The sequence below is a fragment of the uncultured Methanobrevibacter sp. genome, from assembly GCF_902764455.1.
Taxonomy (GTDB): domain Archaea; phylum Methanobacteriota; class Methanobacteria; order Methanobacteriales; family Methanobacteriaceae; genus Methanocatella.
Map to the genome: position 1 here is coordinate 42,904 of NZ_CACWVY010000003.1, position 24,201 is coordinate 67,104.

Genomic DNA, 24,201 nt, shown 5'->3' on the forward strand with positions numbered 1-24,201 from the left:
TTTATACTCCTAAACACTGAAGAAATCCAAGTCAACCAGATATTTAATGAAATTATAGATATATTCCTCAGAAACAAATGGCCATTTAATGCCTAAACGATACATAGACTGTATAGTATAAACATTATCAACAGGAAGCCAAATCTTTTTAACCTTTCCGGAACCTATCGAAGTAATAAGACCGGAGACTCCTTCCTGTTTTGTTTTATCCGCAAGAGCTTCATCCAAAGCTTTTTGATATTCATCATCCTCAACAGGCTGAATATCCAATCCTAAAGGTCTGATAATTTCAATAATATCACCGAAGCTTACACTATGATAATCATATGGATGGAATACTCTACAGTCCTTTGGAGTTTTGGACAGATTCAAAATAGCTTTTGCAGTTGTATCAATTGGTGAGAATTCAACGTTATTCATCAACATTGAATAAGGCATTTTACCAATGGTTACAAATGCTTTTAAACGATTGATGAAACCATTTGACTCAAAGTTAATCTGGAACTCACTGTCTGAACTTCTGGCCATCAGGTTACCCACCCTCATGATTTTAACATCTAAATCATCATCAACAGCAGCTTCTAAAACAGCACGTTCAGCTAAAAATTTACTGCTGAGATATTGGTTATCTACTTTTTGGCCAATAAACAAATCATCTTCTTTAAATTTAACATCAACAGGAGGATAGTTATTAACACTTTCACCAGCAATACTGTATGTGGATACTTGGACATATTTAGCATTTTTCATTTTCGCAAATTTCAATCCGTTGATAACTCCTCCGAAGTTAATGTCTTCTATATCTGTTCCTGATGAGAAATGTTTTACATTAGCCGCACAGTTTATAATTGTATCTATTCTTTCAGGCATAAGCTTTTCAAAGTCTTCAAAGCTTGTAATGTCCCCCTCAATAACATGTAACCTCTCATCGAATAATTCTGCATATTCATCGGAGAAGTAATAGAATAGTAATGATTTTAACCTTTCTGCACCACTAAGAACTTTATTTGCCCTTATGAAACAGTAAATCTCATCAGTTTCATTTTCTAAAATTTCATGCAGCACATGTATTCCTAAAAATCCAGTAGCACCTGTAAGCAAAATATTGCCCAAATCATCTTCAAATTCACCATTGACTAATGATTCAATGTTGTTTTTCTTAAGCAAATTATTGATTTTAGTGTAATCATAAGACATTTCTGATTTTTTCTCAACTGTCTCATCAGATAAGATGAATTCAGACAATGCTCTTGGAGTAGGATTTGAGAAAACATCCCCATAATTTAGATTATAATTCCTGTTTAATGCTTCCATAGTGATTTTAGTTACTAAAAGTGATGTTCCACCTATCTCAAAGAAGCTGTCAGTGACACTTACTTCATCAAGTCCTAAAATTTCTGCAAATAACTCAGCAAAGAATGCTTCAATTTCATTTTCAGGAGCAACATACTCAGTTATTAAGACAGGCTCAGGCAAGTTTCTCAAGTCTGTTTTACCATTAACCGTCTGAGGCATTTCATCAAGCTCCATATAGACAGTAGGAACCATATAATATACCAGTTTTTCAGCAAGTGAAGCTTTTAAATCATCAATATCAATGGAATATTCGTTTTCTTCACGATTTTCATCTTTAATATCATCATGAACTGTGAAATAAGCACATAAGTGGTCATTGCCTTTAATTTTCTTTACAACAACTGCAACAGATTTAATTCCAGGATATTTTGAAAGTCCCACTTCAATTTCACCTATTTCGATTCTTAATCCTCTGAGTTTAATCTGATTATCCATTCTTCCGAATACATAATAATCCCCATTTTCAGTGACTTTAACAAAGTCTCCGGAATGATAAAACCGTATTCCATTAATCACTTCATAACTTTCAGCATTTTTCTCAGGACGGTTCAAGTACTCTCTTGAAACTCCTTTTCCACCAATATACAATTCTCCAATAACATTTGGAGGTAATGGATTGGAGTCGAAGTCCATAACCATTTCATGAACATTAAATAATTCTTTTCCAATGTGGATGTCTGAGCTTTCAAGCAACTGACCGTTACAGTAAACTGTTGTTTCAGTTGGACCATACATATTAAAGATTTTACCATTGGAATTTTTGGAAAGCAAATCATATAATCTTGGTGAGAACGGTTCTCCCGCATGAATATAAACTTTAAATCCATACATAGTTTCCTGCATTGCTTCAATATCCAAATATTGGAGTAAACGTGAAGGAGTAGCAACATAAACATTTGCTCCAGTCCTGTTGATTAAATCCATCATCTCAATTGGATCTTTGTATTCAGTATCATTTGCAAATACCATAGGAACTCCATTTAAAAGAGATCCCATTAACTCTTGCTGGAATACATCGAAAGCAACAGTTGTTGTGGACAATACTTTATAATCCTCTTTTTCAAGATTGTGCACCAATTCATATGTACATACATTTCTCGGATCAGGATATGCAAAGTTTGCAATATTTCCATGTTCCAGAATAACTCCTTTTGGAAGTCCTGTTGAACCGGAAGTGTAAATAAGATATGCCATATTGTTTGGATGCACATCAGGATCAGGATTGGAAATATCCGCCTCTTTAAGCAATTCATTAATATCCAATAAGTTTTCACTGTAATCGCTTAAATCAATGCCTTTTCTGTCAATTACATCATCAACAATGATGAATTTAGATTCACTGTCAGTTAGAACATGCTCAATTCTTTCAGAAGGATATTCTGAATCAACAGGAATAAAGGCAGCACCTGATTTTAAAATACCAAATACTGATGCCATTACATTACTATCTCTATTTAAGATAAACATTATCCTGTCTTCAGGACCAACACCCTTTTTAATAAGACTGTGAGCAATTCTATTAGCTTTTTCATTTAATTGAGAGTAAGTAAATTCACCGTCGGTAGCATATAATATTACTCTATCAGGATGCAGTTCAACTTGTTTTTCAAATATCTTATTCAACCTCTCTTCAGGAATTTCATCATATTCCAAATCATCTACACCCCAATCATCATTTTCAATGATGGAAATATCTTTCATTAATGTATTTTTATCGAATGTTTGGAATTTATTTAAAACAATTCTAATACAATCGAGGAATGTATTAATTAAGGTTTCAGAGTATAACTGGTCATTGTATTCACAGAAAATTCTGTATTGGCCATCAACTTCAACCACATTAATATTTATTTTGAATTTCAAGCCTTCGTAATCCAAAGATTCTCTTTCAACCTTCATCCCCCCGATTTCAATGTCTTCAATGATTTTTCCATGATATGCATATAATATTTCAGGAGTGATATCGAATTCATTTGAAATTTCTGTTAAAGGATATGAAGAATAAGTTAATACATTTAACCATTCTCCATTAATATATTCCATGTATTCCCTAAGACTTGAATCAGAATTTAATTTTAATGCTAAAGGTAATGTTTTAACCATCATGGCCAAGGTTTTTTGCTGGTTCGGATTGAATCTACCATTAGTAATAGTTGCAATCAATACATTACGGTTATAAACAAACTTGTTTAAAACAAAGGAGGTTGCTGCCAGGAATAAATTATTCTGACTCATGTTTGACTCAGAACAGAATTCATCAATGGACTGTTTATCAAGGAAAATATCTTTCATTGCAGCCTTACCCTGTGATTCATCACCGTTAATGTCCTGTGTAATTACTGTTGCATCATCAAACTCTTTAATTTTATTTGAAAAGAACAATTTTGCTTCCTCATATAAACTGGACTGTTCTGTTTTTATCTCATTTAATGAATATTCAAATCCGTCAAGTTCTTCTAAATCATAGTCTTTTCCATCATATATTTTGGATATTTCATCGAACAAAATATTGAGAGATGTTCCATCAACAATAATATGGTGGAAATCAGCAAGCAGCATTGAATTTCCAACTATCTTGAATCTGAATAATGGTCCCTCATCAAGTTTAAATGGGGTGACAAATTCATCCAAATTAATTTCATCGACTGTTTCAATTAAATCATCGACTTTGAGATTATCTCTTCTTTGCTGATAAACTTCACCTTTCTCCATTACTATCCTTGTTTTTAAGTATGGGTGATTTTCAATAGCTTTGACTATTGAAGATTTGAGTTTATCCACGTCAATACCTTCACTGAATTCCATTTTCTTTGGAAGGTTGTAAGCAGTATTTTCAGGATCTTTAATACAGTCAAAGTAAACACCAAGCTGATTTGAAGTTAACGGATACAATTCCTGAACTTCACCAGCAACGTCATCTTCAATTTTAATTTCAGATGCAATTTTTTCGATGGTTTTGTATCTCAATATTTCTGTAACATTCAACTGTGCATTGAAATTGTTATAAATTGCAGAAGTTAATTTAATTACAGATAAAGAAGTCAGACCTATGTTAAATAAATCAGTGTTTACACCAAATTCATCAATTCCTAAAATTTCAGAGACAATATCAAATAATTCTTTTTCTATATCTGTTCTAGGTTTTATGAATTCATCAACATTAATTTCAGGGTCAGGTAAATTCTTAAAGTCAGTTTTACCATTAGGTGTTTTAGGAAACGCTTCAAGCTGTGTGAAATATGACGGAACCATGTATTCAGGTAAAGAATCTATTAAATGCTGTTTTAAATCATCAATGTCAATATCACATGAAGCTGTGAAATAAGCACAGAGATGTTCAATAGAATTAATCTTTTTAACAACAACTTTTGAAAGAGTGACATTTTCATAATTCGCAATAGCTCCTTCGATTTCAGACAGCTCAATTCTCAAACCTCTAAGTTTAATTTGAGTATCATTACGTCCTGAAACATACAATTCTCCATTATCATCCCGTTTACCTAAATCTCCAGTATTATAATATGGAATATCATTTAAGGTTAAAAAGACCTTTTGAGTCTGTTCATCATTGCCCAAATAGCCTCTTGCAATTCCAGCTCCACCAACATAAATTTCTCCAGTCACATGAGCAGGCAATTGATTTCCATCGATATCCATTATCTTATCAACTACATTAAGCATTTTCCAACCTGCAGTGACCTTATTGGAATCCATCAGCTTATAATGTGATGCAATTGTAACTTCAGTTGGTCCGTATGAATTGTAAATATCCGCATCAGTGTATTTTGTAAGTCTGTCATATAACACTGGAGGGAATCCTTCCCCACCTACAATAATCACATTACATTTTCCAACAACATCCTGGATTTCTTCAATTTGAAGATATTCAAGTAATCTGGTAGGTGTGGAACCGAATCCTTCAGCATCAGTTGCATTGAATAATTCAACTAATTCCAACGGATCCATTGCCTGTTCATCATTAGCAAATACAACAGGCAGACCATTTAAAATTGTACCGAATATTTCCCTTAGGAATACGATAAATGAAACTGTGGAAATGGATATGAACTTACTGCATTTGTGATTCAGCTCATAAATCGGAACATTTTCCTCAACATTGGCAACATAGTTTGTAATTCCTCTGTGAGTAATCATTACCCCTTTTGGTTTTCCTGTTGAACCTGAAGTATAAATCAGGAAACATAAATTATCAGGAGTTAATTCAATTTGAGGATTGGAATCATCATCTTCTTTGAGGAGTTCATCAACATCTATCCGATTTTCACCTTCATAGTCAATTTCAGAACTGGTTATGACAAATTTGGAGTCACTGTCGTCAAGAATTTGTTCAATCCTGTTTTTTGGATAATTCGGATCAATCGGAATGAATGCTGCTCCCGCTTTAACAATACCTAAAACTGCAGCAATCAAATCACTGTTCCTCCTCATCATGAACATTACTCTGTCTTCAATGTTAACTCCTCTTTTGATTAAAGCATTGGCGATTTTATTGGCTTTTTTATTTAATTCATCATATGTGAGTTCGCAGTCTTCAGCATAAAGGATTGTCTTTTGAGGATTTTCAGCTGCGATATTTTCAAATACCTTATTTACAATTCCTTCATTTGCAAGCTCAATTTCAAATCCTTCATCCAATTCAAGTTCTCTTTTAATAGAAATGTTTTTAAGCAATGAATCTGTGAAAGCAAATCTGTCGATTAAAACATCCATTGCATCAAGGAATGCTTCCATTAATTCTTTTGAATAAAATGATTCATCATAGCGGATATTGATTTTTCCGCTTTCAAAATTAAAGATTAATTTATAATCTCTGGATTTGGAATAATCATCAACAAAGAATAAAATTTCGCTTTCAAAGTTCAGTTTTTTATTATTCAATAATGGATAATTACTGTAATTTTTGAAATAAGTTTTGAAATCTTCAAAATATTCTTTAACAGTCAAATCTGTGTTGAAATGATATCCTGCAGCAGTACGATTAAAAGCAATCAGAATGTCTTTTGAAAATGAAAATTTAGTTAAATTATACAAGAAAGTTGCCAGCAGCACTTTATCTTTTGATAAATGATATTTATTAGCCAGGTCCTTTAATTTTTCAATATCAATTGCTTTGGAAATTTTATTGAAAATTACTTCATCATCATTAACATCAGGAGAAATTGCAGTTGGATTATCAAAGGAATTAATTAAATTATTATAGTAATTTTCTCCTTTGAAAAAGTCAATTACATTGACATGATAATCTTTACATTTTATAGAAGAATCTTCACTGACCTGTTTTGCCAAATCATTAAGGCCACTTGCAATTTCGCGTATTTCCATTTCTACAAAACAAGATTTATCATATTCTATGAATATAGACTGCAAACCATCTTTATCAGAATAATTTTTATTTATTCTAAAATGCAATGGGAATTTGATATCTTTTTGAAGTGTCAGGAATTTTGAGTCGAAATTGGTTGAGTTTGAAACGATTGAAATCATTGAAATACAATCAGGATCAATACCCTCATTTCTTAAATCGGTTGTATATTCACTGAATTGTAATTTTGCATGTCCCAAACCTTCTTTTAAAACTGATTTGGAATAAGCAAGCAATTCATCAAAGGTCAATTCTTCATCATATTTTAACCTTAAAGGAATAGTATTTACAAACATTCCCAATGCTTCTTCCTGACCAAAGTATCTGCCATGAACTGAAGTGTTGAAAACCATATCAGCAAACTGTGCATTATCTTTTTTGGATTTTGCAATGTATAAGAAATTCAGTGCCAGTGCAGTAACAAATGGGGAATAATCAAATTCTGGAATCTTTTCAAGAAGCACCTCAAAGAACCCAAATTGAGATTCATCGAATGAATACCAGTCCTGAGAATAATCTTTTAATGAATCCAACCAATATTTTTTATCGTCATCAGCTTCAGCAGATTCAAGATAATCCTTTTCAGCATTTACATAAGTCTCATATGAATAATCAATTGGAATGTACTGCTCATTATTCTTAAGGCAATTCATACATTTTTCAATTTCCTGCGGAACAACTGAAAACAAGGAAGTTCCATCAAGCAAAATATGCTGAACAACACCAATGAGAACAGTTGAGGAATCGGTTTTTAAAACTGCCCATTTATATAAAGGAGCATCGAAAATATCATCAAAAGGATCTTCCAGATAATCCTTAATAAATTCACCGATGTCTTCAGTCACTTCAAAACTTTCAACATTTGTTTCAACAACATCTTCATAATATTGCTTGAAATCGCCGCTTTCATCAAATTTTATCTGTAAATTAAGATAATTCCGCGAAATAATTTCAATTGAAGATTTTACATACTCAAAATCATTTAAATCATAATCCTTTCTGAATTTTAGATAGAATGAATCATTTTGAGGATTGTTCATTTCAGAAAATAATAACATTTTCTGACTAGAAGATAAATCAAATAATACCATAAGTTCACCAAAATATTTATATTAGTAAAATATATGTAACCCAAAATATATAAAAATGTATTATTTAATATTAATTGTAAGGGATTATTATGAATATTGAAAAAAATTATAATGGAAAAGAATTAACATTGTCTATTGAAGGACGTATAGACACAATAACTTCAAAAGATTTAGATAATACAATCAATGAGGAAATGGGAAATTTTGATTCATTAATATTGGATTTTGCGGATTTAGAATATATCTCAAGTGCAGGATTAAGAGTAGTAATTGCAACTCAAAAAAAATTAAAGCCAAACAATATTCCTCTTGTCATTAAAAATACCAATGAAACTGTTAAAGGAATATTTAAAATGTCAGGTTTTGATAAAATCCTTAACATAGAATAAACTATTCTGACTCGTAGAAGCCATGAATTTATAGAATTTCCATAAACACTATTAATGGAGTAAAAAAATTAATTAATGCATTAATATGACAATTCATTTTAGACCTAAAGAAGTCAAAGATTTTGCCAAATAGAGATGAAATCAATGAAATTAAATCGAGATATCAACGAATTATATAATTTGAATGATTATATAATTGGAGTAATTCAAAAAGAAGATCTCCAAGTAAACCTAATAATTGAAGAAGTCTTTGCAAATATTGTCGAATATTCCAATAGCGAATTTATAATTGTTAATGCTGAATTTAATGATTCAATATTAACAGTGAAATTTATCGACAACGGAATTCCTTTCAATCCTCTATTAAAAGAAGATCCTGAACTTCCAAATACTGTTGAAGAAGCCCAAATTGGAGGACTGGGAATTTTTTTAACAAAAGAACTGGCGGACAATATTGATTATCAGTATATAAACGGTGAAAATCATTTAAAAATTATCAAAAAAGTGGATTCATAAACACCGTATAGCTTAACAGTTTGCTTAATCTATTCTCAAAGGAAGATTTCCAATCACATTAGCTTTGCTAGAAACTTCCACCGTGTCTTCAAGACGAACTCCGAATTCCCCTTCCAGATAGATTCCGGGTTCAACAGTAATGACCATGCCCTTTTCAATTATTGTTTCATCGCGTAGAGAAAATCCAGGAGTTTCATGAATATCCAAACCTAAACTGTGACCTGTTGAATGGATAAATTTATCTGCATAACCATAATCCTTAATAATGTCACGTGCAACTTTATCGATTTGACAACATTTAAGGCCAGGTTTAACTGCTTTTATTGCTTTGTCATGAGCTTCAGCAACAATGTTCCAAATTTCATGCTGGCGTTCCGTATACACTATTGTACGAGTATTATCTGAACAATAACCTTCAAAAATAGCACCCCAATCAATTAAAATTGGCTGTGACAATTTTTTATCCTGAGGAACCGCATGAGGAAGACTTGAATTAGCACCACTTGTAACAATTGTGTCAAATGATTCCTTTGAAGCACCATTTTCAATCATATGTCTTACAAGGTCAAATGCTACCTCTTTTTCAGTGCAGTTATTGTTTAAAATGTCAAGTTGCAGGAATGATTTTTGAGCAATTTCAGTTGCTTTTGTGATTTTTTCAATCTCGTAAGGTGTTTTAATCATTCTTTGTTTGTCTATGTATGTTTTGGAATCTACATCAAAATCATCCCTAAATCTAACATATGTGCTGAACGGCAGACTAGGCTCGATAGCTAAGCTTTTGATTCCTTCTTTTTTTAGTTCATTAACAATAACTTCAAAAGACTCATATTCCTTTACTTCAATCGATGAATTTTTTTCTGCCAGTTCCATATCCATTCCGGATGCATAAATTATTGGATTTTCTTTTATAATACAAAAAGCAAAACTGGTAGGTCGATACCCTGAAATATATTCAACATTTGTAAATTTTGTAAGCAGATAAGCTTGAAAATCATCTTTTTCCAAATCTTTTAAAATATTATTAATATGCAAATCCATGTTTAAATATTTAGAAAAAGTATTATAAAAAAATAAGCAATATCATGAAAGTTCAAATACAAAATATTATTCAAAAAAGATAATTTTATTAAAGTCAAATTAGATATTTTAACATTATGATTAAATTTACTAGTAGCGAAGTAAGAGATTTAATAATTGCATTTATTGTTATTTCACTTTGTTTTGCAATAGCGAATGCTGGAAGAAATGTGAATGCAATACTTCACTTATTGCCTATGATTATGGTTGGTGTAGGTGCAGGTTTCATATTGCACGAGCTAGGACATAAATTTGTGTCAATGAAATATGGTTATTGGGCTGAATTTAAATTATGGCCTCAAGGGTTAATTTTTGCGCTCATCACATCATTTTTCGGATTTGTTTTTGCAGCACCAGGTGCAGTTTACACATATGCAAATTACATGACTGATGAGATTAACGGTAAAATATCCGTTGCAGGTCCGGTTGTCAATATAATTCTTGCAATAATATTTTTAGCAATATGCATTGCAGTTTACCCGTCCGCATTTCACTCACAGACTTCAGTGTTAATCTTAAATATTTGTGCTTTAGGTTTCAACATCAACAGTTTTCTTGCGGTATTTAACTTGCTTCCAATTGGAAACCTTGATGGATCAAAAGTATTGCGATGGAATATCGGAATTTGGCTTATTACAATCGCTATTGCAGGAATAATGACATATATGTCAATGACAATAGGTGTTGAAAATATTATTAGATTAATTATAGGATTCTAAATTATGAATGAAGAACTTACATACTTTAAGGGAACTCACAGAGTAATTGCTCCCAAAAAAACCATTGAAAATACAGAAGATAAATTAAAAATAGCAGGAATTACCCGTATTGCAGATATTACAGATTTGGACAGGATTGGACTTCCCATATATACTGCTATCAGACCTACTGCCGAAGATGGTGCAGTCAGTATTTATGGAGGGAAAGGAATTTCAAAAGACCATGCTAAAGCATCAGCAATGATGGAAGGTTTTGAGAGATATTCCGCCGAAAGGCAGGAATCCGACGAAACTGTGAATGCAACCATAGAAGAAATTTCTGAAAAAGGAGAATATATTGATCCCAAATCCCTGAATCTTCCCAAAGAATTTGAAAAGGAAGACCTCTCTAATTTGAATTTGGAATGGAGCATTTCACATGATATAATTTCAGATAAAGATTATTTTATTCCAACCAATGCAATTTATCATCCATACATTAACGATGCATCCACCCGGAGCCTATTCAAATCAAATACCAATGGTCTGGCATCCGGAAACATTTTGGAAGAAGCCATTTTACATGGAATATTTGAAGTTATTGAAAGGGACGCATGGAGCATTTTTGAGTTAACCCATAAAAACTATGCTCAAATTGATTTAAACAGTATTGAAAGCAATGTTGTTAATGATACTCTTGATAAATTTGAAAGTAAAGGAATTAAAATCAAATTAATGGATTTTACTGCTGACATTAATGTTCCAACAATAGCTGCTTCTGCCGATGACACCGTGACTAAAGATGCAGGACTTCTCACATTGGGAATGGGAACACATCTTGATCCTGAAGTTGCAATTTTAAGGGCGCTTACTGAAGTTGCACAAAGCAGAGCAACACAAATCAACGGAGCCAGAGAAGATACCGTTAGAGCTGATTTTGCACGTGAAGCCGGTTATGAACGAATGAAGCGCATCAATAAATATTATTTCAGGCAGGAAGAGGATAAAATAAATCTATCAGATATCGAAAACAAATCAACAACATCAATTACTGAAGACATTGAAATTGTTAAAGATGAACTGATGGCAAATGACATTGAAAAGATTCTCTACACTGATTTGACAAGACCTGAATTGGACATCAGTGTTGTTAGAGTCATAATTCCTGAAATGGAAATTTATGCTATTGACCAGTCAAGAGCAGGATACAGATTTTTAAAAATATGATAAAATGATAAAGATTATTGTTTATACAGGATTATCACTTCCTTTCAGCGAAGCAAAAGAAATTTTAGATTCACACGAGGACATTGAAGTAATTTACAAAAGACCTATTAAAAGAGGAGAATTAAGTTTAGCTTTAAAAGAAAATCCAGATATCATTGCAATAATCGACGGAGTTTTTCACCAAAACTCTGCTGTAGGACATAAGGAAATTTTAAATGTCTTAAAAAGAGGAATTAAAGTTTATGGTGCATCAAGTATGGGAGCACTTAGAGCATCAGAGCTTGACAGTTTAGGTATGGTTGGAATAGGCTATGTTTATGAACAATATGCAAGCGGAAAAGTTGATTCCGATGATGATGTTGCTGTGATGCTTGATTGCGAAACATTGGAAGCATTATCAGAACCACTAATTAACATGAATTATGTTTTTGAAAATGCAGCAGATAAAAACATCATCACCACAGAAGAAAAAGCAGAACTGCGTGAAATTGCCAAAAAGACATATTATCCTCACAGAAACTATTCTCAAACTTTAGCACAATCCAGTTTAAGTCCCGATAAAAAAGACAAACTCATTGATTTTATTCGCACATCACCGGACATTAAAAAAGAAGATGCAAAAGAGCTGCTTCACTTCATACAAGATGAACTTATCAAATCTTAAGAAATTCATATACACTAATCGAAAATTAAACAAAGAATTAAGTGTTAAATGTTATTAAAATAAAGTAATGATAAATTAAAATAATAGTTTTTAGATTAACCATCATTTTAAATAATCATAAAATTAGAATAATGAAGGTTTAATCATCCTTCATTTCAAGATATTTTTTCAAAACAATATCAGGAGTTTCAAGTTTCAAATCAAAACTGGTTGTAAATTCATTTTCTTCAAAATCACTATCAACTTTTCGAATTCCAGTTAAAGAAATTGTATCTCCATCGATTTTAAAGCCAGTATCATCAGCTACAACACTATTCAGAGTAATTTCAATTTCAGAAGCCTCATCAAGAACATGATTGGCTCGAACATCATATTTTAATTCAAGGGACTTATGAGGCATTATTTCATTGATAGTTCTTTTGATTACTGAATCAAAAAGTTCTAAAAATTTAGTAGCTGGGGGCAGGTTATTAGCCCACCAGTAAGTAATAACAGAGTTTAGGACAATTACATGTTCTGAAAAATCATCATATAATCTTGCACGAACACAAACCGTACTATCATCTACTTTAATTACTAATACCGGACTAACAGCCATTATATCACAATTAGTCCACTAATGCTTTAATTAAATCACTAGCTCTGACAAGACCCACTAAATCTCCTTCAACACCAATTACTGGAATTTGTTCAATGTTTAAGGATTTCATTTTTTTAGCGCAGTCTGAAACTTTAGTTTTGGAGTTAGCTACTTCAACATTTCCAACTGCAACATCACTTACTACTTTGTCTGTGAATTTTATTAAGTTCTTCTCGATGTACAGTACAGAAGTACTATCCCATGACCATTTATCACCTTCAGTACCAACAGTGGAACTGTGTTCACTTCTTTCAGAAATAATTTCAATTTCAGAAATGAAATCAGTTTCAGTTAAAATACCTGAAAGTTTAGCATCATCATCTAAAGCTAAAATTGATTTTAAACCAAATTGATTCATAGATTCGAAAGCAACATTTAAAGGAGCTTTTTCCCAAGTAGTTGGAACAGTAGTAATCATATATTCTTCAACAGCATCGTTTATTTCAATTTTTGTTAAAGCTTTGGATACTAAATCAAATGAAGTAATAATACCTACTAATTCACCATCATCATTAACGACAGGAACCCTTCTCACATTATTTTCCATCATTTTGCGAGCGGCAACAACTACATCATCACCAGGATTAACAGTAACTAAATCTCTGCTCATCAACATTGCAATTTGTTCTTCATCAGGATTATTAATTAAATCAGAACGAGTTACTAGTCCTACTAAAATATCAGTATCTTCTTTAACAACAGGAAGTACTGCCTTATTTTCTTTTCTCATTAAGTCTAAAACTTTTTCCCTGTTCCCAGGAACGGAAACACTAACTACATTTTTAGACATTGTTCTTTTAACTAACATATAAACACCTTATAACAAATATAATAATTAAATGATAATATTTAATGAATTACGAGTACTGCACATTTAGCTGAGTTTACAACTTTATCTGCTACACTACCCATTATAAATCTATCAAAACCAGATTTACCAGAACTACCCATAACTATTAAATCAACATCTTCTTCTGCTGCAACTTCCAAAATACAACTAGCAGGAGAACCTTCTTTAATTATATGAGTTATCTTTAAATCATTTTCATTTAATTTATCGAACTCTTCAAGATTTTCTTCAGATCTTTCTTTTAATAATTGATTTAACTGGTATACTTCATCATCCAATGGAAGCCCGTTAACAAAATTATTTTCTGTGACACTCACAGCAATTAATTCAGCTCCAGTAACATTTGCAAGAAACAGTGCATGTTTTTGAGCTTTTTTTGCGAATTCTGATCCATCAGTGGGGACCAATATTTTTTTATACATCATTAACATCTCCCATAATATATAGATTTATATCCATGATATTATACAATACATTTTTTATTAATGATATATAATATATTTTTCGTTTCACAACGATTACATATATTAAGATATGGATTTTTAGAAAAAGATTTGAAAATAACAAATTCAGCAAAATTACCCTCACTTATAGAGGTTTTTTGTATGATATTATTCACATTAAAACTGCACACATTTGTAGTAGCCATTTTTAATAGGTCTTTTGGACTAATATAATCCCTATAATATACAGACATTAATTTTAAAGTAAATTCCAATTCCCTAAGCATATTTGGAGAGTTGAGCATTACATTATCAGTTCCAAGCAATGGCTTTATGCCAAGCTTTAACATTTCATTTAACCTGCAAACACCGACATTCAATGTTGCATTGGCTCTAGGGCAGACAACAACGTTTGAATTAGATTTCAAAATCAAATCCAAGTCATCATTTTTAGGATTGGTAATGTGAACGAGCTGATTAAAGTTATTGCTAACCCCTTTTTCGATTTCTGTTTTTTCAAATTTCTCCAGGGATTCAATCTGATTTGATTCTGATTCAGCTACATGAATTGACGATATCTTATCCTGTTTTTTACATTCCTCAACAATTAATCTTGCAACATCTTCTGTAATTTCACCAAAACCGCTAGGAGCAATTCCATCAGCAACTTTCAGGAGCCTACGAATAGCAATCTTAACTTGCTTTAAATCAGGATTATCACCATAAAAACTATCGTCACGACCTAAAATTATCGGTTTGATAGGAATATCTTTAGAAGCTTTCTTAAGAAGTTTAACCCCCTTAATTCCCCCTTCACGATAGTCAATGAAATGAGTAGTTCCAGAATTGACCATATCCCACATTGATTCCTGCATAGCAAGTGTTAATTCCTCATCTGTTGCATTTGCCAAAGCAATATGTTTTACACCATTTGGAGGCTTGACCATTTCACTTAAAGACAATCCATAACCTTCATCTTTAATTATTGAATCTCCAATATGCATATGGCCATTTATGAATGAAGGACAAACTACGGCCCCCTCTGCATCAATTATTTTTCCTTCTTTTAAGTCTTTTCCTATTTCTATAATCTTACCATCGTCAACGACAATATTTTCCTTGGAGGCAACAAGATTCTGACCTTTTAGTATAATTCCATTTGATACAGTAAACATTAAAGGAAAATCTAATTTTTTTTATTAATAAAATTTTTCATCACTACATTTATTTAATTGAAAGTGACAATATACAACTAATAGCAGTGTTGAAAAACTTAATATAGAATTTAACCTCACTAAAATTTTTTTAAAAAATGGAGATGATTTCTATTAACTCTCAAGAAATAAGATACTTCTACAGAAATATAGTAAAAACTGGGGACGTATATAGAGTTAAACATAATAATAAAGATTATGGAGAGTTCAGGAAATTATCCGATGCACTTTATGAGAGGGATGCACTCTTTTTTTGTAATTTTGACTATGATTTGCTTGTAGAATGTGACCTGGAAAACAAGTATGAGAATATGGATTTGCCACCATTTCCTGAAAAAAGGCCAAAAGGCAGAATAAAAGGAACAAAAGTTAATAAAAAAGAAAGAGAAGGAGAAATTCTTTTTGACCATAAAGTAAAAGGATTTTATATAAAAAGAATGGGTGAACTAATCGGATATTATGAAACAATGACCGAGGCATTCTATTATAAGAAACTTTTAATGGACAATGACTGGAACATGGACGTTTTAAAAACAAATGTTACTGAAAGAATCGAAGTCAATAGAGTTATTGACCAAAGCAAAGAATACAAAGTTAAATTAAACTTTTGTCCTAAATGTAAAAGCAGGTTAAAAATCGAGGAAGAAGAATGCCCTTCCTGCGGTATTAATATCAAGGAATATTTATCAAATAATTAAAAAAAAGGATAGAGAAAAATTATTCTCCATCAGCATATTTATTTAAAGATTTTACATTGATTTCATTATTTTGCACAGCTTCAATAGCATTTAAAGCTGCCCTAGCACCAGCCAATGTGGTAACATAAGGTATTCCAAGCTCAATAGCCAATCTTCTGATGATGTAACCATCCTGAGCAGATTGTTTACCTTCAGAAGTGTTAATAATTAAATCAACTTCATTATTTAAAATTGCATCTCTGATGTTAGGTGATCCCTGTGATACTTTTAATACTTTTTGAACATCATCAAGTCCAGTAGAATCACCAGTACCTTCAGTAGCCATTATTTTAAATCCTAAATTAGCGGCTTTATCTGCAATAGGTCTGATTTTTTTCTTATCCAATTCTTTAACACTCATAAATATTGTACCTTCCTGAGGCAATTCCATACCTGCAGAAAGCTGTGATTTATAGAATGCCATTCCAAAGTTTTCATCAATACCTATACTTTCACCAGTAGATTTCATCTCAGGACCTAAAACAGTGTCTGATTCAGGTAATTTCAAGAATGGGAATACTGATTCTTTTACAGCTACATGGTCTATTTTAATTTCTTTAGTTAAACCGAAGTCTTTTAATTTAGCACCATGCATAATCCATGTTGCAACTTTAGCTAAAGGAACACCAATTGCTTTACTTACAAATGGAACTGTCCTACTTGCACGAGGGTTAGCTTCAATAATGTAAACCATTTCTTCATCAAGTTTAACTGCATATTGAATATTCATTAAACCTTTGACATCAAGTTCTAAAGCTAATTTTCTTGAATTTTCACGAATAGTATCCAAAATATGTACAGGAATAGTTTGAGGAGGTATTACACATGCAGAATCTCCAGAGTGAACACCAGCTTCCTCAATGTGTTCCATAATACCTGCAATAAATACGTCTTCACCATCACATAAAATATCAACATCAAGCTCAATAGCATCTTCCAAGAACTTATCAACTAAAATCGGATGTTCCGGTGAAACTTTTACAGCTTCTTTCATATATTCTTCAAGTTCATTGTTATCATAAACAATTTCCATAGCTCTTCCACCAATAACATATGAAGGACGGACTAAAACCGGAAATGTAATTCTTTCTGCTATTTCACGTGCTTCATCAAATGAATTAGCGGTTCCGTATGGGGCTTGGTGAATATGTAATTTTTCTAAAAGGTCTGCGAATAATTCTCTGTCTTCAACCCTATCAATACTTTCATATGGAGTTCCTAAAATTTTAACACCTGCGTTTGCAAGAGGAACTGCTAAATTGATAGATGTTTGTCCTCCAAACTGTACAATGACCCCATCAGGTTTTTCTTGCTCAATAACACCCATCACATCTTCAAATGTCAATGGTTCAAAGAACAGTTTATCAGATATGTCATAATCAGTACTTACAGTTTCAGGATTGTTATTGATTAAAATTGTTTCAATTCCATCTTCTTTTAATGCAAGTGAAGAATGTACACAGCAGTAATCAAATTCAATACCCTGACCAATTCTGATTGGTCCTGCACCAAGAATGACAACTTTCTTTTTAGTGGTTGATACGAGTTCATTTCCGACATCATAGCTACTGTAGTAGTATGGTGTTTTTGCTTCAAACTCTGCAGCACATGTATCTACCATCTTATATGATTGTTTAATGTTGTATCTTGAAAGTAAGTTTCTTACATACTCTTCGGTTTGGTCAGCTAAATCTGCCAATCTTTTATTTGAAAATCCGAGCTGTTTTGCTTTTCTTAAGTAATATTCATCATTTAATTTTTCACAGGTAACATCATTTTCAAAGTTTACGATGTTTCTGATTTTATATAAGAAGAAATTATCAATTTTAGTAAGTTCCCTGATTTTATCTATGTCCATTCCATCTTTTATTGCGGAATAAATTTGGAAGTAAATCAAATCGGTAGGATTGGATAAATCCTCTTCAGTATAGTCGACATATTCAAATCCGTCAAAGCCCATATCAAGAGATCTTAATGCTTTTTGGAATGCCTCTTCAAAGGTTCTTCCAATAGCCATTACTTCCCCTGTTGCTTTCATTTGAACTCCAACCTGACGGCTGATTCCTTTAAATTTATCAAAAGGCCATCTTGGAATTTTAATTACGACATAATCAATAGCCGGTTCAAAGGAAGCGGGAGTTTCTTTAGTGATGTCGTTTTTAATTTCATCCAAGGTCATTCCCAAAGCTATTTTTGATGAAATTTTAGCAATTGGATAACCTGTTGCTTTTGATGCAAGTGCACTACTTCTTGATACACGTGGATTTACTTCAATAACTTTATATTCATCAGTTTCAGGGTTTAGTGCAAACTGAATGTTACATCCACCGCGAATACCTAATGCTCTTATGATTTTAATTGATGCATCACGCATTTTTTGAATAGTCTCATCACATAAGTTTTGGATAGGAGCAACAACTACACTGTCTCCTGTGTGAATTCCCATAGGATCAATATTTTCCATGGTACAGACAATGATACAGGTATCTTCCTTATCTCTCATTACTTCAAATTCTATTTCTTTCCATCCTAAAACGGATTCATCAATAAGAACCTGGTTAATGAAACTCATATCCAAACCATGATTTGCAATTTCAATCAGTTCTTCTTCATTATGGGCAATTCCCCCACCTGTTCCGCCTAATGTGAATGCAGGCCTGACAATAACAGGATAACCAATATCTTCTACTGCTTTAAGAGCATCATCTACACTTTCTACAGCATGACATTTTGGAATTTCCTCTCCAATCTCTTCCATTAAGTTTGCAAATAAATCACGGTCTTCCACATCTTTAATTGTTTGAACATCTGAACCTAAAACCTTAATTCCTTCAAGCAATCCTAAATCTCCAAGACCTGTTGCGATATTTAATCCGGTTTGTCCACCCATGGTTGGTAAAATAGCATCAATTTCTTCTTCCTTTATAATTTTTGCAACAACTTCCGGAGTCAATGGTTCAGTATAAACTGTATCAGCCATATCAATGTCAGTTTGGATTGTAGCCGGATTACTGTTGACCAAAACAGTTTCAATACCTTCCTCTCTTAATGATTTACATGCTTGTGAACCTGAGTAATCGAACTCTGCAGCTTGTCCAATTTGAATAGGTCCAGAACCAATAATTAATACTTTTTTAATATCTTTATCAACTGGCATTTGTAATCCTCATTTAAATTTTTTAATAATCATCCATCATTTGACTAAACTCATCAAAAGTATTTCTTGTATCATTTGGACCAGGACCTGCTTCAGGGTGGTACTGTATACAACGCATAGGCAACTCCTTGTGGGAAATACCTTCAGGAGTTCCATCATTTAAGTTAACATGAGTTAAGACTAAGTCTGTTTCTTTTAAAGATTCCTTATCAATTGTAAATCCATGATTTTGAGATGTGATAAATACTTTTCCTGTATTTAAATCTTTTACAGGCTGGTTTTCACCACGGTGTCCGAATTTCATTTTATAAGATCTTGCTCCAAAAGATTTAGCAATCAATTGCTGACCCATACAGATTCCAAAAATAGGTAATCTGTTGGATAGTTTTTTCATAGTTTCGATAGTTTCTGTTACCCTATCCGGATTTCCAGGTCCTGAAGTAATCATCAAACCATTTGGAGAGTAATCAAGAACAGTCTTATAATCAGTATCATACGGGAATAAAATAACACCTATATCTCTTTCCAAAAATGAATTTACAATATTCCTTTTTACTCCACAATCGATTAAAGCAACTTTCTTATCAGCATCTTCATTGAAAATTTTGATTTCTTTTGTTGAAACTAAAGGCACAACATCAACATCTTCAATGCTTGGCTGTGATTTTGCCATTTCAATCAGTTTATCATCATCAATATTTTCAGTGGTTATTGCTGCTTTAAGTGAACCTCTCTCACGGATTTTTAAGGTTAAATCCCTGGTGTCGATTCCACTAATTCCGGGAGTTTTAAACTCTTTTAAAAAATCATCCAAAGTTTTTTGAGGTCCCCAGTTGGAAACTTCACGACAAACTTCACGACAAACAAATCCTTCAACCTGAATCTTATCAGATTGATACCAATCTTCACTTACCCCATGATTTCCTTCTAAAGGATAAGTGGACATTAAAATTTCTCCTTTAAAAGACGGGTCAGTTAATGATTCGGTGTAACCACCCATACCAGTAGAGAAAACAAGTTCTCCTAATTTGGTAGTTTCATAACCAAATCCTTCACCTTTTAAAACAGTACCATCTTCCAAAGCTAATTTAGCCATTTTTACCATTAAATCACCATAATAAAATATAAAAATTTACTATCTTTATTATATTTTATTTTAAATTATTATTAAACTTTGTTTTTTAGGTGTTTTAAATCACGATTTAGAAAAATTTTCATGAACTTTTGAATGGAATTTAAAAAAAGAAAAAATAGACTATTATTTAACAGTTATTTGTTTGATTACATCATATTTTTCATAATTAACTTTGCAGGAGAATTATTTAGAGATATTAAGCTTTTCTGTTTAACATTTAATGATAACCCTACAATCCATATACTTTAAAAATAATTATATACAATATTTAATTAACTGAATTAACGAGACCTTTCCATGAGCCGCAATACTGAAAAACTAGCTAAAAAACAATTGAAAAATCCTGCAGATTATAACAGGTTTAAAAAATTAATAAAAGAAACCAAAATTTATGATGCTCCCAAAACTTTAACCGGAGAGTTAAGACCATACCAAAAAATCGGTTATTCCTGGCTGATTCAAAATATACGATATAAATTTGGAAGCATTCTGGCTGATGATATGGGTCTCGGTAAAACAATGCAGGTATTGTCTGCAATTCTATACTATAAGGAACACGGCATTTTAGAAGACAAATCCTGCCTGATAATTGTGCCACCTACACTGATTCCAAATTGGGAAAACGAAATCAAAAAATTCACTCCTGATTTGACTTATTTTATATATCACGGATCAAATAGAACATTTCCTTTAGAAGATTATGACATCATCTTAACCTCATACGGCGTCATTAGACAGGATTTAGATATGTTTTTAGATAGAATATGGTTTTTATGTGTCATTGATGAAGCTCAAAACATTAAAAATCCGAATACCCAACAGACAAAAGCTATTAAAGAGGTTCAGGCAAGGACAAAAATCGCCATAACCGGTACACCAATTGAAAATAAACTAACTGATTACTGGTCAATATTTGATTTTGTAAACAAAGGATACCTATCATCACTGGACAGTTTCAAAGCGAATTATGTAATGCGAATTGAAAGATTAGAAGAAACAGAAACCTTAGAAAAGTTCAAGACAATAACAAAACCATTTGTCATGAGGCGCCTTAAAACCGATGACAACATCAAGGACGAACTTCCTGATAAAATTGTAAATGACATCTACTGCAGCCTGACAAATAAGCAAATCAAATTATACAATGCAATAATGGACGGCATCTTCGAAGACCTGGAAGGAAAAACAGGCATTGAAAGACGTGGAATCATATTAAACATTATCACAGGATTAAAACAGACATGCAATCATCCAGCACAGTTTTTGCGTTCAGACAATCCCAAAATCTCCGAATCCGGAAAGATGGAATTGTTGATTACAATTTTAGAGAATATCTTGGACATGAATGAAAAAGTGATAATATTTACCCAATATGCTCAAATGGGTGAAATCATACGAAAATTGGTTTCCAAAAAGCTAAAAACCGACGTACTGTTCCTGCACGGTTCACTTTCCCAACAAAAGCGAACGGAAGTGATTGATAAATTTCAGGAAAATAAGGATTATAAGATTTTAGTTGCAACACTTAAAACCGGAGGTGTTGGACTGAACCTGACTGCAGCACAAAACGTTATTCATTATGACTTATGGTGGAATCCCGCTATTGAAAACCAAGCTACAGACAGGGTACACAGAATAGGTCAGAAAAGTGATGTGATGGTTTATAGATTCATCACAAAAGGAACACTTGAAGAAGTGATTGACGAGATGAGCAAAAACAAATTGAATCTCGCTGAGAAGGCAATAAGTAGTGATGAAACATTCATTACCGAAATGACAGACGAAGAGCTGAAGGAAAAATTATCATTGAGACTGTGATGATTATTCTATTCTCAAACTAAAATTAAGACTTCTTGAAGAATGTGTCAGTGCTCCTATTGAAATGATATCTACACCATATTCAACATAATCCAGAATATTATTCTTGGTAATTCCGCCTGAAACTTCAATTAGAGAATTTTGACGAATATTCAATTTTTCAAGTGCATCAATGACTTCTTTTACTTCACTACCAGACATATTGTCAAGCATTACAATATCTGCACCATTTTTAACACAATCAATTGCATCATCCAATGTTTCCACTTCTATTTCGATTTTTTTGGAAAAACTTGTGTTTTCTTTAGCCTTTAGTAGAGCATCCAAAGGAGATCCGCAGACTGCAATATGATTGTCCTTAATCAAAACCATATCATCTAGGCTAAAGCGATGAGTATCCACACCACCAACATTCAAAGCATATTTATCAAATTTTGCTATTCCCGGTGAAGTTTTACGGGTCCCTGCAATTCTCACATCATACTCCTTAACCAAATCAGCATATTCTGCTGCTGCACTGGCCACACCACTCATCCTCATGAGCAAATTTAGGGCAGTTCTTTCAAGAAGCAATATTGTTCTTGCATCTCCCCTAAAAGATATCAGCAAATCATTTCTAGAGATTTTGACCCCTTCCTTTAAACAAAGGGTAATTTCAATGCCAAATTCTTCAAATAAATCACGAATAAGCTCAATACCTGCTAAAATACCCTCATCTTTTGATACAATAGATGCATTTACAATTTTATCTTTTTCAATAACTGCATTTGAAGTAATATCACCAAATCCCTCATCTTCAGCCAGCATATATGCAATAATTTTATCCAAAAAATCACCTAAACTTTAATAATTATTAAAATATATATTTATTCTATAATATAATATAAGTGATTATATATGGAAATTATATTTTTAGGAACTTCTTCAGCAGTCCATTCAAAAGAGAGAAATCAAGTTTCAATTGCAGTTAAGGCATTCGGAAAAGTGATGTTATTTGATTGCGGAGAAGGAACTCAAAGACAAATGCTTCACACAAAAGTAAGTCCTATGAAAATATCCAAGATATTTATCACACATTTCCACGGCGACCACATTCTAGGCCTTCCAGGACTCATACAATCCTTAGGATTGCATGGAAGGGAAGAAAAACTTACAATATATGGTCCCAAAGGATTACATAAAGTCAGAAATGCAATATTAAACTTCGGTTATTGCAAATATGAATATCCTCTCGAATTTATTGAAATAGAGCCCGGAATCATTGAAGAAACTGATGAATACATTATCAAATGCGAATATGTCAGACACAATGTTCCGTCTCTTGCATATTCAATAGAAGAAAAGAAAAAACCAAGGTTTTTGAGAGAAAAAGCTATTGAACTGGGAGTTCCAGTAGGTCCTCTTTTTGGGAAATTGCATAATGGACAGGAAGTTGAAGTTGACGGGAAAATCATAAAACCTGAGCAGGTTCTTGGAGAACCCCGAAAAGGAATTAAACTCACATATTCCGGAGACACAAGACCCTGTGAGGAAATGATTTACTTTGCAAAAGACAGCACACTGCTAATTCACGAATCAACATTTTCAAGGCAAGATGAAGAAAATGCAGAAGAGCATGGACATTCAACAGCAGCCGATGCAGCATATGTTGCAAAACAATCCAACTGTAAAGAATTAATCTTAACTCATATCAGTACACGCTATAACGGAGAATTTTCTAAAATTATATTAAATGAAGCACGAGAAATTTTTGAAAATACTAAAATCGCTTACGATTTAATGGAAATTGAACTTAAATGATAC

Annotated in this window: 17 protein-coding genes; 8 read left to right on the top strand and 9 right to left on the bottom strand. The window is 32.4% G+C overall.

Annotation, left to right across the window (positions count from 1 at the left end; translation table 11 throughout):
- Positions 1 to 9: 9 nt before the first annotated feature.
- The gene (locus QZU75_RS01365) at positions 10 to 7,830 is read right to left on the bottom strand and encodes a non-ribosomal peptide synthetase (protein WP_296881155.1); all 7,821 of its coding nucleotides are present in this window, start codon (positions 7,828 to 7,830) and stop codon (positions 10 to 12) included.
- A gap of 89 nt (positions 7,831 to 7,919) precedes the next feature.
- Between QZU75_RS01365 and QZU75_RS01370 the strand changes: the two genes are divergently transcribed.
- Together QZU75_RS01370 and QZU75_RS01375 are read left to right on the top strand one after the other, a co-directional pair.
- On the top strand, positions 7,920 to 8,219 hold the full coding sequence (locus tag QZU75_RS01370; RefSeq protein ID WP_296881156.1) for an STAS domain-containing protein: 300 nt from the start codon (positions 7,920 to 7,922) through the stop codon (positions 8,217 to 8,219).
- Between the two features lie 144 nt (positions 8,220 to 8,363).
- Positions 8,364 to 8,735 carry an ATP-binding protein gene (locus QZU75_RS01375; protein ID WP_296881157.1) on the top strand — a complete coding sequence of 124 codons (372 nt, stop codon included), beginning with the start codon at positions 8,364 to 8,366 and terminating at the stop codon, positions 8,733 to 8,735.
- Positions 8,736 to 8,759: 24 nt separating this feature from the next.
- Here the strand turns inward: QZU75_RS01375 and QZU75_RS01380 are convergent, their stop codons facing one another.
- Positions 8,760 to 9,776, bottom strand: a complete 1,017-nt coding sequence (locus QZU75_RS01380; RefSeq protein WP_296881158.1) for an aminopeptidase P family protein — start codon at positions 9,774 to 9,776, stop codon at positions 8,760 to 8,762.
- Positions 9,777 to 9,892: 116 nt separating this feature from the next.
- Between QZU75_RS01380 and QZU75_RS01385 the strand changes: the two genes are divergently transcribed.
- From QZU75_RS01385 to QZU75_RS01395, 3 genes are read left to right on the top strand one after another with little or no spacing between them, the layout of a single operon-like run.
- A complete protein-coding gene (locus QZU75_RS01385; RefSeq protein WP_296881159.1) occupies positions 9,893 to 10,534 on the top strand; it encodes a site-2 protease family protein in 642 nt (213 codons plus the stop codon).
- Positions 10,535 to 11,740, top strand: coding sequence for a YcaO-related McrA-glycine thioamidation protein (locus QZU75_RS01390; RefSeq protein ID WP_296881194.1), 1,206 nt, complete (start codon positions 10,535 to 10,537; stop codon positions 11,738 to 11,740).
- A 4-nt stretch (positions 11,741 to 11,744) separates the two neighbouring features.
- Positions 11,745 to 12,404 carry a TfuA-related McrA-glycine thioamidation protein gene (locus QZU75_RS01395; RefSeq protein WP_296881160.1) on the top strand — a complete coding sequence of 220 codons (660 nt, stop codon included), beginning with the start codon at positions 11,745 to 11,747 and terminating at the stop codon, positions 12,402 to 12,404.
- Positions 12,405 to 12,543: 139 nt separating this feature from the next.
- Here the strand turns inward: QZU75_RS01395 and QZU75_RS01400 are convergent, their stop codons facing one another.
- The 4 genes from QZU75_RS01400 to QZU75_RS01415 are packed head-to-tail and all read right to left on the bottom strand — an operon-like array spanning position 12,544 to position 15,512.
- Positions 12,544 to 13,002: a hypothetical protein gene (locus tag QZU75_RS01400; RefSeq protein WP_296881161.1), complete on the bottom strand. Its 459-nt coding sequence runs from the start codon at positions 13,000 to 13,002 to the stop codon at positions 12,544 to 12,546.
- Between the two features lie 10 nt (positions 13,003 to 13,012).
- Entirely contained in the window at positions 13,013 to 13,852 is an 840-nt protein-coding gene (locus QZU75_RS01405) for a CBS domain-containing protein (protein WP_296881162.1), read from the bottom strand.
- Positions 13,853 to 13,893: 41 nt separating this feature from the next.
- On the bottom strand, positions 13,894 to 14,316 hold the full coding sequence (locus tag QZU75_RS01410) for a universal stress protein (RefSeq protein ID WP_296881195.1): 423 nt from the start codon (positions 14,314 to 14,316) through the stop codon (positions 13,894 to 13,896).
- Between the two features lie 41 nt (positions 14,317 to 14,357).
- Positions 14,358 to 15,512: an amidohydrolase family protein gene (locus tag QZU75_RS01415; RefSeq protein WP_296881163.1), complete on the bottom strand. Its 1,155-nt coding sequence runs from the start codon at positions 15,510 to 15,512 to the stop codon at positions 14,358 to 14,360.
- 143 nt (positions 15,513 to 15,655) lie between these two features.
- Here QZU75_RS01415 and QZU75_RS01420 point away from each other — a divergent pair, with 143 nt between their 5' ends.
- A complete protein-coding gene (locus tag QZU75_RS01420) occupies positions 15,656 to 16,249 on the top strand; it encodes a zinc ribbon domain-containing protein (protein WP_296881164.1) in 594 nt (197 codons plus the stop codon).
- Between the two features lie 19 nt (positions 16,250 to 16,268).
- On the opposite strand, the gene carB is transcribed toward QZU75_RS01420, so the two are convergent.
- Positions 16,269 to 19,445: a carbamoyl-phosphate synthase large subunit gene (gene carB, locus QZU75_RS01425; protein WP_296881165.1), complete on the bottom strand. Its 3,177-nt coding sequence runs from the start codon at positions 19,443 to 19,445 to the stop codon at positions 16,269 to 16,271.
- 22 nt (positions 19,446 to 19,467) lie between these two features.
- On the bottom strand, positions 19,468 to 20,550 hold the full coding sequence (gene carA, locus QZU75_RS01430) for a glutamine-hydrolyzing carbamoyl-phosphate synthase small subunit (RefSeq protein ID WP_296881166.1): 1,083 nt from the start codon (positions 20,548 to 20,550) through the stop codon (positions 19,468 to 19,470).
- A gap of 327 nt (positions 20,551 to 20,877) precedes the next feature.
- Here carA and QZU75_RS01435 point away from each other — a divergent pair, with 327 nt between their 5' ends.
- Positions 20,878 to 22,398, top strand: coding sequence for a DEAD/DEAH box helicase (locus QZU75_RS01435; RefSeq protein WP_296881167.1), 1,521 nt, complete (start codon positions 20,878 to 20,880; stop codon positions 22,396 to 22,398).
- Positions 22,399 to 22,401: 3 nt separating this feature from the next.
- Here the strand turns inward: QZU75_RS01435 and nadC are convergent, their stop codons facing one another.
- Positions 22,402 to 23,226, bottom strand: coding sequence for a carboxylating nicotinate-nucleotide diphosphorylase (nadC, locus tag QZU75_RS01440; protein ID WP_296881168.1), 825 nt, complete (start codon positions 23,224 to 23,226; stop codon positions 22,402 to 22,404).
- A gap of 69 nt (positions 23,227 to 23,295) precedes the next feature.
- On the opposite strand from nadC, the gene rnz reads away from it, so the two are divergent.
- Positions 23,296 to 24,198, top strand: a complete 903-nt coding sequence (gene rnz / locus QZU75_RS01445; protein WP_296881169.1) for a ribonuclease Z — start codon at positions 23,296 to 23,298, stop codon at positions 24,196 to 24,198.
- Positions 24,199 to 24,201 lie beyond the last annotated feature (3 nt).